Origin of the sequence: Streptomyces sp. NPDC006879 (assembly GCF_042869595.1) — a bacterium.
In the GTDB taxonomy this organism is placed as follows: domain Bacteria; phylum Actinomycetota; class Actinomycetes; order Streptomycetales; family Streptomycetaceae; genus Streptomyces.
In genome coordinates, this window is record NZ_JBIAGC010000040.1 from 20585 (window position 1) to 32451 (window position 11867).

The window sequence follows — 11867 nt, forward strand, 5'->3', positions numbered from 1 at the left end:
ATCGAGAACCGGCGCCTGGCGGCTCAAGACACGAGCGAGGTTCCACCACACCAAGGAGGCTCACCGGCATGGACCTCATGCGGACGCCCGACCAGCACTTCGTTGACCTGCCGGACTACCCGTTCGCACCCCACTACACCTTCGTCGGTGCCGGTGACGGCAGCGCCGACACCCTGCGCATGCACTACGTCGACGAAGGCGATCCGAGCTCACCCGAAACGGTGGTGCTGCTGCACGGCGAGCCTTCCTGGTCCTACCTCTACCGGCACGTGATCCCGGTCCTCGCCCGGGCCGGCCACCGGTGCATCGCCCCCGACCTGATCGGCTTCGGCCGCTCCGACAAGCCTGCCGACCGCGAGGACTACACCTACCAACGACACGTGGACTGGACCCGCGAGGCCCTCTTCGAACGACTCGACCTGCATGACATCACGCTCGTCTGCCAGGACTGGGGCGGGCTGATCGGCCTGCGCCTGGTGGCAGAGCACCCCGAACGGTTCGCCCGGGTCGTCGCCGCCAACACCGCGCTGCCGACCGGAGACCACAAGCCCCCACAAGCCTTCTTCGACTGGCGGGAGTTCAGCCAGGCGGCCTACCGGTTGAAGGTGGAGGACATCGTGGACCTGGGATGCCAGAGCACCCTTGCGCCCGCGGTCCGGGCAGCTTACGCCGCCCCGTTTCCCGACGAGTCGTACAAGGCCGGGGCCCGCCGGTTCCCGATGCTCGTCCCGGCCTCGCCCGATGACCCCGCCAGCGCACCGAACCGGGCCGCCTGGCAGGCACTGCGCCGCTTCGACAAACCGTTCCTGTGCGCGTTCAGCGACCAGGACCCGATAACCCGGGGCGGCGACCGGACCTTCCGCGAGCAGGTGCCGGGCGCCGCCGGGCAGGACCACACCTCGGTCAAGGGCGCCGGGCACTTCCTCCAGGAAGACCAGGGCCCCGAGTTGGCCCGGATCGTGAACCGTTTCATCGCACACGGCTGAGTACGGTACGGCGAGTTCCCGGTGTCCGCTGAGGAGGATGACGGCCACCCCTGCGGAGGGACGGCCCCGCTTCTCAACGCTGCACAGCGCTGCCCGTAGCCGGCGACCGGCCCGGAGTCCGCTCAGGGGCGGATGCCGTCACACGCCAGCGGAAGGTGGCGCGGGCCGCGCAGGACCGCGCTCTGCCGGTACGGCGGCGGATCCTCCAACAGCCGCGGGTTCTCCAGCCGGCGCACCAGCTCCCGTAGCGCGATCTGGGTCTCCAACCGCGCGATCGGCGCACCGAAACAGCTGTGAACACCGCTGCCGAAGCCGAGGTGTTGGGCGTCCGCACGGTCCGGGTCGAAACGCTCGGGGTCCTTGAACCGCTGCGGGTCGCGATTGCCTGAGGCCAGCAACAACCAGAGCGAGGAACCCTTGGGGATGACGACTCCACCGACCTCGACATCGGCCAGAGTGGCTCGATGCGGCAAGATGTGAACGGGTGGTTCGAAGCGCAGCAGTTCCTCCACCACCGGTGCGGCGAAGGAAGGGTCCTCACGGAGTCGGCGCAGCAGCTCGGGGTTGCGCAACAGGGTCAGCATGCCGTTGGTGATGAGGTTGACCGTGGTCTCGTGCCCGGCGATCAGCAGGAGCACCGAGGCGCTGAGCAGTTCCATCGTGGTGAGGGATCCGTCCGGTCCGTGCCCGGAAGCCAGCTCGGAGAGCATTCCCTCGCCGGGGTTCTTGCGCCGCTGTTCGATCAAGCCAGCCATATACATGCCGAGTTGCATCCGCGCGTCCTGCAGCACCTTGTGGCGGGCTTCGGCGTCCACCTCCGGATCCGGGTCGAGGCTGCCGGTCAGGGTGTCGGCCCAGACGTGGAAGCGCGCCTCGTCCTCACGGGGCACTCCCAGCAGACGGCAGATCACCGTGACCGGGAACGGGTAGGCGACCCGTTCGACCAGATCGAAGTTCGAGGGATCCTCGATGCCGTCGATGAGCTCCCTGATGATGTTCTCCAGATCCGCCGCCATGTCGTGCACGAGGCGCGGCGCATGCGGCGGGCCGAAGGAACGGTTGATCCTGCGGCGCAACCGGTCGTGCTCCGGGGGGTCCGTCCGCAGGATGCTGGGCGGTAGGGTCGCCTGCTCCTCTTCCTCCTCGGACTGCGCCAAGGGGTCCCCGGCGGTCGTGACGGTGTTCTGCGCCTCTGAGCTGATCCGCGGATCGTGGAGCAGGCTCTGGATCTCGTGGTAGGTACTGACCACGTAGGGGCCGTCGACGAACTGCGAAACGGGCGTCCGGCGCAGTTCCTCGTAGAGGGGATAGGGGTTCGAGCGACTGGAGTAGTCGAGGATCTGGCGAAGGATGGCTTGCGACATGACGGCGCCTCCGGTGCCGGCCGGTCAGTGTCCGGCGGGGGTGAACGTGATCCGCCGGTCGGCCGGCGAGTATCCGCTGAGGGTGACGGTGGGGCCATGGGTGGGAACCGAGGGGTCGGGGAAGTCCGCGGGCATCGGATGGCTTTCCTCGGAACGTCGGTCGACGGTCGGGAACTTCGGCGGGAAGGGCGCGGCGGACTCGATCAGCTGTTGGTAGAACTGCAACCACCGCGACTGGTCCAAGGTCACCGCCGCGATGATCCGCCCCCGGTGTCCGTAGACGGCGGTGAAACTGCGCTCCGCACGGGACCCTTGGGTGATCATGATTTCGGTACCCATGGAGGGCACGCCGACGGACTTGATGTTCACTCCGAACTGGGACGACCAGAAGGCGGGCACCCACAGGTGGGGGCGTCGGTCGGCGCTCTCGCTGAGGATGTTGTGAGCAGCCGTTTCCGCCTGGGAGACGGCGTTGCCCCAGTGTTCCAGCGACAGGAACTGGTACCCGAAGAGGGCATGTGGTGAGCGGGCCACGTCGCCCGCCACGTACACGTCGTCGGTGACGATGCCGCGGACGTCGAAGGCACGGCAGCCGGCGTCGCAGGCGATGCCCCGGGGGCCCGCGGCGAGTCCGGAGCCTGCGAGCCATTCGGTGTTGCGGGTGGCACCGAGGCAGACCACCACCAGATCGGTGTTCACGGTGCTGCCGTCGGAGAGGTGCGCCGCACGCACGCACCCTGCGGAGTCGCCCTCCAGTTGGGTCACCATCACTTCGCAGCGCAGGTCCACACCGTGTTCTCGGTGGAGTTCGGCCGCCACCTCTCCGACGACCCCGCCGAGCGCACCCACCAGGGGGGTGGACCCGCGTTCGGCCACGGTGACGGGTAGACCTCGTTCCCGGCAGGCTGAGGCGATCTCACAGCCGGTGAACCCGGCACCGATCACCAGGACGCGCCCCGGCCGGTCATCGAGCCGCCGCTGGAGTGCGGCGGCGTCCTCCCGGGTACGCAGTACGAGGACCCCGTCGAGTGCCGCCTCCGATTCCTGCGGCCAGGGTCTGGCTCGCACACCGGTGGCGATGAGCACCCGGTCGTACTCCAATTCGTCACCGTCGGCGAGGCGTACTCGGCGGGAGCCCAGGTCGAGGCCCGAAGCGGGTACGCCCAAGCGCCACTCGGCGTCGACGGCACGGCGCCGGGGCAGTGTGGTGTGATCGGCGGGTGAGCGCCCCAGCAGGACCTGTTTCGACAGCGGCGGCCTGTCGTACGGCTCGTGTGGTTCGTCACCGACCATGGTCAAGGTTCCGGCGAAACCCTTCTCTCGAAGCGTTTCAGCCGCGCTCAGGCCGGCCAGGGAGGCACCGACCACCACGATCCGTCCCGTGCGCCTGAACCGTTCCAAGCTCCCGTCATCGGCCATCGCGGGCCCCCTGTGTCACCTCGGCCCCAGGCGTCGGCCCGGAGTCCTGGGGATCGAGGAGGTGCGGGGCGTCCGTCCGGATCGCGTGCACGGGGCAAGCGGCGACGGCCAGCTGCACCGCCTCACGCAACCCGTCGTCCGGCATGGGCTCGTAGAGCAGCGCCTCTTCCCCGTGCATCGTGAAGACGTCCGGAGCGAGGAACGCACACTGCGCGTATCCCTGACAGCGGTTGAGATCGACGACCAGCCTCACCAAGATCAGTCCTTTCGCTACCCCGTCTCCCCCGGACCAGCCTGCTCGGCGGTAAGCGGCACGGCCGCTCCGGAGGCCCGTTGGAGTGAGTCGCCACGCTCTGCCCGCGTGGCGGGAACCGCCCGTACGGTGGGTGCTCGCGCCGGCCCGCCGGTAAGCCCACGCCTACGCCAGCGCCGCTTCGGATCTGCGGAGGGCCGGCGCCGCGCCATGGCCCCCCCGGGCCTACGTGGGCCACCGGACAGTGCCCGTCCGCGTCGCGGGGCGTCCCGTCCCGCCCCGTGGGTTGGGTGGGCCCGGCACGCACCAGTGACGCTGGCGCCTCACCCCCTCAGCCGGCGTCCACGACGCTGAGGGCGAACAGGGCGCCGTCCGGGTCACGGAGCGTGATGGACCTGCCGACGTCATCGGTCTCCGTCGGGGCGGCGACGACCCCACCGAGCTCGATGGCTGCGTCAACGGCGGTCTTCAGGTCGTCGACTCGGAAGTGCACGTGCCAGCGCGGGCGGACCTGTGGATCGGGGGCGGCTTCGACCCCGCCCGCGGAGATCCGGGCGACGGGGTGGCCACCGTGCCGTAGGACCACGTACTCGCCCTCGTCGTGGTACCAGACGTCACAGCAGTCGACTCGGCCGCACTCCCATTCGAGGACCTCACCGTAGAAGATCGCGGCGTCGAAGACGTTGCGGGTGCGCAGCTCGATCCAGGCGGGTGCGGTTTCGCGACCCACTCCCCAGTCCGGAATGACCCGCCCCTCCCAGATACCGAAGACCGCTCCCTCCCGGTCGGCGGCGAGCGCGGCCCGGCCGGTGCCGAAGGTCAGTGGTCCGACGGCGACGGTCCCCATGCGCTCACGGATCCGGTCAGCGGTCACATTGGCGTCGTCGACGGCGAAGTACGGTGTCCAGGTCACCGGAACGTCCAGGTTCTCCGCGACCGCTCCGATGCCGGCCACCGGCACTCCCCGGTGGAATCCGATCGAGAAGTCGTCACCGAGCGGGCTGGCCCGGAACTTCCAGCCGAGCACCTCACTGTAGAACTCCTGGGACGCGCTGAGATCGCGTGCCAGGAGGCTGACCCAACAGGGTGCGCCGAACACCTCGTGACTTGACGTCGACACGTCTGTCAACCCCATCCGCCGCTCGTACGTGATCGTCGGCCCCAACGTAGCGCCGAGCGGGTCGGGGGTCGGTGAGGCGGGTCCGGCGGCATGGCGGGCAGCCTCCGTCGGCGGTACGTCGTTGACGGCACGCACCAACGCCCCATCCGCTCGGTGGAGCGTCCGCGCCGACGGTGTGCGGGTACCCAGGCTCGGAGCCGGCACACTCCGCGGGAGGCGGTGGGCGCGGGCCCGGGACACGGGCTCGGGTGGAGGCCGGACCCGTGTCCACCGTGCGGGGTCAGCCGGTGACGGTGATCTGCTCGGACGGGTCGGTGCTGTCGGTGACCTGGTAGGTGGCCGAGAAGGTGGAGGTGGTGGCCCTGGTCGGGCAGCCGAATCCCCCGGTGACCTTGACGGGGACGGTGGCGTTGACGAAGACCAACGTGGAGGGCGCGGCGTTGGTCCAGGTTCCGGCGACGGCTGCCGGGGCAGTGGGTGCGGCCGTGACCGTGCAGCTGGCGAGGCCGGTGGTCTTGAGGACCAGGCCCTGCGTGGGTACCGTCAGCGAGCCGGTGACGGGCTGGCCGTGCTGCATGGACACCGTCCAGTCGCCGCTGGATGTGACGGTAGGTGTCACCCCCGGGAGGCTGGCGGTGCATGAACCGTAGGTCGGCGGGGCGACCGCCGAGGTGACGGGGCCGGCAGGGGCGTGGTTGTCCGGCGCGGAGGGAACCGCGCCGGCCGTGGTCGAGGTCCGGCACGTCACCGTGACCGAACCGGCCTTGAGTGTGGCCGTGCCACTGAGGGTGGCGGAGAAGCCATGGCCGGCCGGGGTCACCGTGGTGGATCCTGCCGCGGAAGTCCGATCGGGGGAAGCGGCAGAAGCGGGGACCGCGCAGATGAGCGCCGCGGTCGTGGCGAAGCCGACTCCGAGGGCCCGTGCGCTAAGGGTGCGTCGCGTCTTCATGCGCGTGCTCCTTGGGGGGAGGGGGTTGCGTGGCGTGCGGCTGCCAGGCGAAGGTCAGCCCGCCGCCGAGGATGCCGAGGAGGGTGCCGATCAAGAACCCGCCGAGGTTCGACAGCACCAGAGCGGCAGCAGCGATGAGGGTCGTCACGATGCCTGCGAGACCGCGGTACTGCGGTGCGAACCAGGCCGAAAGGCCCATGACGATCATGATCAGTCCCATCAGGACTGAGGGGATTCCGGCCACGCCCTGCTGGAGCATGATCTCCAGTGGGGCGAGTGGCAGTGCACAGATCTCGGCGCCGGCCAGGATCGTGAAGAGGCCGCCCCAAAAGGGCCGGCTCCGGCGCCAGTGGGTCAGAAGCATTCCTTCTTGCCCTTGGATACGGACATGCTCAGTCCGGAGAGCTTGAAGGTCCCCGCGTTGGTGGCCCAGGCGGTCTGGCGGAGGTTGCTGATGCTGACCGTGTCGGCCTGTTGGGCGAAGAGGTCCTGCATGCCCTGCGCATCGGCGGGGCCCTTGTCCAGTGTGGAGGCGTCGCGCCCGATCTCGATGTTCCGGAAGCTGGCGTCGCCGGAGAGCTGGGTGGCGTCCACGAAGAGGTCTCGGGCCTCCACAGGTGTACCTCGTCCTGCGGAGAGGTACAGGGAGATGTCGCCGACCATGGGCAGGGTGGTGACCACCGACTGGCACAGGTTGTTGAGTTTGGCCGTGCGGATGGCCGTGACCGCCACGGGGAGCAGCTCGTCGCGGGCGTTGGCGTCGATGCTGCCGTACTGGGCGAAGCCCTCCCCGCTCAGGCTGTCGGCGGAGACTTTGAACTGCTGGCCGGAGACCGCGAAGGAGGCTGCGAGGGCTCCGTTGGCCACGGCGACGGCAAGGGCGGCCGTGAGGGTGAGGGCCGGGACGGACAGTAGGGCGAACCGCCGCCAGCTGACCTTGCCCTCCGGCCTGGTTAAGTCGTGCTCGTCCTGCATGACTGTCCCCTTTGCGGATGCATGGGTGTACTCGCCGGTATTTCCGACGAGTTGAATGTAAGAGTGCCAATGACGGTTGGCAAGGTTGTGCGAGCGGTGCCTTTCGGCCTACTCCGGCGGGCCTTCCTGCGCCCCCAGCAGCGCACGCAACTCCTCCTGTACCCGCCTCGCCATGGCCCGCGCGAACTCCGCCGCCACCACGTCCCCAGCGAACGGACGCAGCGCCTTTACCGCCTCGGTGATGCGCTCGACCTCCGCGGAGGACAACTGGTCCAACCCCAACTCGCCGATCACGTGCCCCCGAAACAGGTTCACGAAGCGGTCCGCGATCGCAGCAGCCTGGTGCTGCACGAACGCACCCGCATCAAGGATCTCTTCCAAGGGCACCCCCTGCCGCACCAGAGCGAGCGTGGCTTCCAGCAGCCGACCATTGGGGTAGGTGGCGCTGTCACCGTCGATGCGTAGATAACCGAGCTCCCGGGCACGCCTGGTGTCCTCGGGGGTGGCCGACCCGCCGAAGAGTGCGGCGAGTTCGGCCAGCCGCAGGGTAACGGGCTCCTCCTGGAGCCAGTCACCGGTCATCGCGGCTTCCAAGCCCAGGAGTTGGGCGATCCCACCACCTCGCTGCCAGGCGTCGAGGAGTTCGGCGATCCCGTTGACCGTGTAACCGCGGCCCAGTAGGTCGGTGATCAGCCGGAGCCGCGCCACATGGTGATCGGAGTACCAGGCGATACGACCCTCCCGGCGTGGTGGTGGCAGCAACCCGCGCTCCTGGTAGTAGCGCAGGTTGCGCACCTTGACACCGGCCAGCTCGGCGAGTTCCTCCCGGCGGTAACGGATCCGGCCGCCGCCTTCGTCGTCCTTCGTGTTCACCCGCGGGAGTGTAGGGCGCGGTGCTGGTCCAGAGGCGGGCGCAGAGCATCGTTGCGTGCCAGGAACCACACGCCCAACGCGATCACCGAAAGGACCTCGCCGGCGATGCAGACCCCTGTCCAGCCGTACCGGGACCACACCCAGGTACCGACGAGTGAACCGACCGCGCCGGCGACGAAGTTGCCCGAGATGTATGCGGTGTTCAGCCGGCTGCGCGCCGCCGGGTCGATTTCGAAGATCCGCGACTGATTCAGGATGTGCTGGGCCTGCACCCCGACGTCCAAGGTCACCACCGCGGCCAACACCACGAGGAGCACGTGGCCGCCGAAGCCGGCGGCCACCCAGGACAGTGACACGACGAGCCAGGACAACCCGACCGCGGTCACCGAACGGCCCCGGTCGTGCAGTCGGCCCGCACCCTGCGTGCCCAGCGCACCAACCAGGCCGGCCAGGCCGAACAGCCCGATCACGGACGTCGGGTACTCATAAGGAGGCCCGCTCAACAAGAAGGTGAGCGCCGTCCAGAACATCGTGAAGACGACGAAGCCGAGACCACCGAGCACCATCGACACTTGCAGACCCCGCTCCCGTACCACCAGACGCAGCACGGAGCGCAGCAAAGAGCCGTACGGTTCACCCCCGGCGCACGGAGCGAGCCGGGGAATGGACCGGTACAGCAGGAGACCGAGGAGGACTTCGACCGCCGCGCCCGCCAGGAACACGGCTCGCCAGCCGGCCAGGTCGGCGAGCACGCCGCTGAAGACGCGCGCGGCCAGGATCCCGGTGATCAGGCCGCTGACCACGATGCCCACGGCCTTGCCCCGGTGGGCGTCCTCGGACAGGTCCCCGGCGAGCGGGGTGAGGATCTGCCCCGCCACCGCGGTCGCGCCCACCGCCGCCGTGGCCACGGCCAGCGCCTTCACCCCGGGGGCCAGGGCGCAGGCCAGCAGCGCGAGGGCGGACAGCATCATCATCAGCGGCACGAGCCGCCGACGGTCCCGGTAGTCGCCCAGGGGGACGATGAAGAACACGCCCAGCGCATAGCCGACCTGGGTCGCCGTCACCAGCAGGCCGATCAGGGCCTGCGGGGCGTCCAGTTCGGAGGCGATGACCCCGAGCAGCGGATGGAGGAAGTACAGACTGCCCACCGCGACGCCCGAGGCCGTCGCGAAGAGCAGCAGGAGCACACGGCTGAGCCCACCGGAAGCGACTGTCACGGATTGCGGGGCACCGGCGAGAGGCCCTGATCGATCCGTACGGCTCATGTGTCGCTCTTCTCCCACCCGATGGCCAATGAGCCGTGGGTCAGTTCACGGCCGTACGGGCGCGAGCCAGGATCGCTTCCGTGTCCACTCCCACGGGCAGCGTACCGAAGGCGCCGCCGCCCTCCGCCCCCAGGCGGGAGGCGCAAAAGGCGTCGCCCACCGCGTGGGGCGCGTGCCGGACCAACAGTGAAGCCTGCAGGACCAGCGCGAGCGTCTCGGTGATCCGACGAGCCCGGTACTCGTCTTCCGCGGGATCGGCCAACTGTTTGCGCAGACGGGCCGTGCTGGCATCGAGGTGCCGGTTGGCGCCCGCGGCCAGTTCGATCTCACCGAAGAAGGCTTCGACGGTCTCCGGTTGCCGAGACATCGCACGTAGGGCGTCGAGGGCGGCCACGTTGCCGGAGCCCTCCCAGATGGAGGACAACGGTGCTTCGCGGTAGAGCCGGGGCATCCCGGAGTCCTCGATGTAGCCGTTGCCGCCAAAGCATTCCAACGCTTCCGCCGCGTGCGCCGGGGCTCGCTTGCACACCCAGTACTTGGTGACGGCCAGGCCCAGTCGGCGGACCGCCGCTTCGGCACGGTCGCCGTTCGCGACCCGGTCGGTGGCCCCGGCGAGGCGTAGGGCGACCGCGGTCGCAGCCTCCGACTCCAGTGCCAGATCGGCCAGCACATTGCGCATCAGAGGCTGTTCGATCAAGGACTTGCCGAAAGCCCTGCGGTGGGTGGCGTGGTGGACGGCCCGGACGGTTCCCAGCCGCATTCCCGAGGCGCCGCCCAGGACACAGTCCAAGCGGGTCATGTTGACCATCTCGATGATGGTCGACACTCCTCTGCCCTCCTCCCCGACGAGCCAGCCGAAGGCGTCCTCGTACTCGATCTCGGCGGACGCGTTGGACCGGTTGCCGAGCTTGTCCTTCAGCCTCTGCAGGCGCAGCGCGTTGCGGCTGCCGTCGGGGAGGACCCTCGGCAGCAGGAAACAGGAGAGCCCGCCGGGGGCTTGGGCGAGGGTGAGGAAGACGTCCGACATGGGGGCCGAGGTGAACCACTTGTGGCCGGTGAGGCGGTAACCCCCGTCCGCCGTAGGAAGGGCCCGGGTGGTGTTGGCCCGGACGTCCGAGCCCCCCTGCTTCTCCGTCATCGACATGCCCGCGATCAGGCCCGTCTTGCCGCGTGGTGCACGTAGCCCGAAGTCATAGCTGCGGGCGGCCAGAAGCGGCTCCATCCAGGTGGCGATATCGGCGTTTGTGCGCAGGGCAGGGACAGCGGCGTAGGTCATGGAGATCGGGCAGGAGTGCCCGGCCTCCACCTGGCCCCATAGGTAGAACTTGGCGGCGCGGGCCACATGGGAGCCCGGCTGCCGCTCCTGCCAGGGAGCTGCGTGCAGGCCGTACTCGACGGCGGTGCGCATGAGTTCGTGCCAGTACGGGTGGAACTCGACCTCGTCGACGCGGTGGCCGTAGCGGTCGTGGGTACGCAGCACCGGCGGGCACTCATTGACCAAGCGGCCCCATTCGGCGGCCTCTTCGGAGCCGGCGAGGCGCCCGAGCCGGTGCAGTTCGGTCGCTGCCCAACCGGCGCCCTCCCGGGTGACCGCATCCAGTAGGACGGGGTCCTGGGCGACGTCATGGCCGTGGTGTGCGGGGACCTGGTTGGTGACCTCATGCGTGGGCGACATGCTGCCCTCCAAGGGCGCGCTGGGTGAAGGCGATCAGCTGGGGGATGACATCGTCGGGATCCGCGTGCCCCTCGGCTAGCGGGCCGACCAGTGCTTCGGCTACCGCACCGACCAACGCTGCTGCCGTCAACTGCGCTGGCTGCGGTGGCAGTTCGCCCGTGTTGACGCCTTCGGCGATGGCTCGGGCGTAGATGTCGCGAAAGGCCCGGCGAAAGACCAGCCGTTCGGCGTCGACCACGGGGTCGACGGGCTCGGCCAGCAAGGCGAAGGCGCGGCGAGGCGCATGGAGCGCGCGTACCGCAAAGGTCTCGACGGCAGCGGCGACACGGGCAGCAGCCGGTCCGGGACGGTCCGCGGCGAGGCTGACCGCCTCTACCTCGCGGGCCGCCAGAGCGCGGAAGAGAACGGCGGCCAACTCGGCCTTGCCGGAAAAGGACTGGTACACGCTCCCGGCTGAGATCTCGGCTTCCGCAGCGATGGCTGCGATGGTGCAACCGGCGTAGCCGTCGCGCGAGATGAGGCGAACGGCGGCGTCGAGGATCTCTTGGCGTCTGGAATCGAGGCGGGCTTGCACGGCGGGGGTCCGGCGGTAGGGCACGCGAAGGATTGAAGCACTGATTCACCACTTCACACCAGGGTTGAGTTCCGGTCAGCTTTTCCCTGTGAGGACAGCCACAAGCCCGGAAGGCGGGCCGGATGATCTTCACGAATCCTTCGGATTCACAATAAGATCTTCACACTTTGAGCCTGCATGCAGAGCGATCAACAAGATCCACTTAATAGTTCAAACGGGTAGATCGCGCCGGTTGTCTGCATAGCGGCCCATCAACGCCCTCCTCACTTCATTCCCTCCGGAACGCCCTGATAGGCACGGAGCGTGGGGGGGGGCCCCCCCCCCCCGGCCCCCCCCACGGCCTTTTAAACCGGGGGGTGCGCCAGTTCCCCAAAAACCCCCCCCCCCGCCCCCGGGGGGGCGCCCCCCGCCGGG

General features: G+C 69.2%; 12 protein-coding genes. 1 reads left to right on the top strand and 11 read right to left on the bottom strand.

Features of this window, described 5'->3' with window-relative positions; translation table 11 throughout:
• Positions 1–68: 68 nt before the first annotated feature.
• Entirely contained in the window at positions 69–986 is a 918-nt protein-coding gene (locus ACFYMC_RS23845) for a haloalkane dehalogenase (protein ID WP_388528656.1), read from the top strand.
• A gap of 122 nt (positions 987–1108) precedes the next feature.
• Here ACFYMC_RS23845 and ACFYMC_RS23850 read toward each other — a convergent pair whose 3' ends face one another.
• From ACFYMC_RS23850 to ACFYMC_RS23900, 11 genes are all read right to left on the bottom strand, one after another.
• Entirely contained in the window at positions 1109–2350 is a 1242-nt protein-coding gene (locus ACFYMC_RS23850; RefSeq protein ID WP_388528657.1) for a cytochrome P450, read from the bottom strand.
• A gap of 24 nt (positions 2351–2374) precedes the next feature.
• On the bottom strand, positions 2375–3769 hold the full coding sequence (locus tag ACFYMC_RS23855; RefSeq protein WP_388528658.1) for an NAD(P)/FAD-dependent oxidoreductase: 1395 nt from the start codon (positions 3767–3769) through the stop codon (positions 2375–2377).
• Positions 3759–4022 (bottom strand): ferredoxin, encoded by a 264-nt coding sequence (locus tag ACFYMC_RS23860; protein WP_388528660.1) that lies wholly within the window; start codon positions 4020–4022, stop codon positions 3759–3761. The genes ACFYMC_RS23855 and ACFYMC_RS23860 overlap by 11 nt, the downstream gene beginning before the upstream one ends.
• A 331-nt stretch (positions 4023–4353) precedes the next feature.
• Positions 4354–5157: a VOC family protein gene (locus ACFYMC_RS23865; RefSeq protein WP_388528713.1), complete on the bottom strand. Its 804-nt coding sequence runs from the start codon at positions 5155–5157 to the stop codon at positions 4354–4356.
• 265 nt (positions 5158–5422) lie between these two features.
• Positions 5423–6091 carry a hypothetical protein gene (locus ACFYMC_RS23870; protein ID WP_388528662.1) on the bottom strand — a complete coding sequence of 223 codons (669 nt, stop codon included), beginning with the start codon at positions 6089–6091 and terminating at the stop codon, positions 5423–5425.
• The gene (locus tag ACFYMC_RS23875) at positions 6069–6455 is read right to left on the bottom strand and encodes a DUF6114 domain-containing protein (protein WP_388528663.1); all 387 of its coding nucleotides are present in this window, start codon (positions 6453–6455) and stop codon (positions 6069–6071) included. Before ACFYMC_RS23875 ends, ACFYMC_RS23870 begins: the two co-directional genes overlap by 23 nt.
• A complete protein-coding gene (locus tag ACFYMC_RS23880; protein WP_388528665.1) occupies positions 6446–7066 on the bottom strand; it encodes a DUF6230 family protein in 621 nt (206 codons plus the stop codon). The genes ACFYMC_RS23875 and ACFYMC_RS23880 overlap by 10 nt, the downstream gene beginning before the upstream one ends.
• A 108-nt stretch (positions 7067–7174) precedes the next feature.
• Positions 7175–7939 carry a MerR family transcriptional regulator gene (locus tag ACFYMC_RS23885; protein WP_388528667.1) on the bottom strand — a complete coding sequence of 255 codons (765 nt, stop codon included), beginning with the start codon at positions 7937–7939 and terminating at the stop codon, positions 7175–7177.
• Positions 7936–9156, bottom strand: coding sequence for an MFS transporter (locus tag ACFYMC_RS23890; RefSeq protein WP_388528668.1), 1221 nt, complete (start codon positions 9154–9156; stop codon positions 7936–7938). The genes ACFYMC_RS23885 and ACFYMC_RS23890 overlap by 4 nt, the downstream gene beginning before the upstream one ends.
• A gap of 88 nt (positions 9157–9244) precedes the next feature.
• Positions 9245–10879, bottom strand: coding sequence for an isovaleryl-CoA dehydrogenase (locus ACFYMC_RS23895; RefSeq protein ID WP_388528670.1), 1635 nt, complete (start codon positions 10877–10879; stop codon positions 9245–9247).
• Positions 10863–11477 carry a TetR/AcrR family transcriptional regulator gene (locus tag ACFYMC_RS23900; RefSeq protein ID WP_388528672.1) on the bottom strand — a complete coding sequence of 205 codons (615 nt, stop codon included), beginning with the start codon at positions 11475–11477 and terminating at the stop codon, positions 10863–10865. The genes ACFYMC_RS23895 and ACFYMC_RS23900 overlap by 17 nt, the downstream gene beginning before the upstream one ends.
• Between the last annotated feature and the right edge of the window lie 390 nt (positions 11478–11867).

Coding starts and splice junctions, on each gene's coding strand:
- ACFYMC_RS23845 (WP_388528656.1), top strand. CDS start 69: ATGGACCTCATGCGGACGCCCGACCAGCACTTCGTTGACCTGCCGGAC.
- ACFYMC_RS23850 (WP_388528657.1), bottom strand. CDS start 2,350: ATGTCGCAAGCCATCCTTCGCCAGATCCTCGACTACTCCAGTCGCTCG.
- ACFYMC_RS23855 (WP_388528658.1), bottom strand. CDS start 3,769: ATGGCCGATGACGGGAGCTTGGAACGGTTCAGGCGCACGGGACGGATC.
- ACFYMC_RS23865 (WP_388528713.1), bottom strand. CDS start 5,157: ATGGGGTTGACAGACGTGTCGACGTCAAGTCACGAGGTGTTCGGCGCA.
- ACFYMC_RS23870 (WP_388528662.1), bottom strand. CDS start 6,091: ATGAAGACGCGACGCACCCTTAGCGCACGGGCCCTCGGAGTCGGCTTC.
- ACFYMC_RS23875 (WP_388528663.1), bottom strand. CDS start 6,455: ATGCTTCTGACCCACTGGCGCCGGAGCCGGCCCTTTTGGGGCGGCCTC.
- ACFYMC_RS23880 (WP_388528665.1), bottom strand. CDS start 7,066: ATGCAGGACGAGCACGACTTAACCAGGCCGGAGGGCAAGGTCAGCTGG.
- ACFYMC_RS23895 (WP_388528670.1), bottom strand. CDS start 10,879: ATGTCGCCCACGCATGAGGTCACCAACCAGGTCCCCGCACACCACGGC.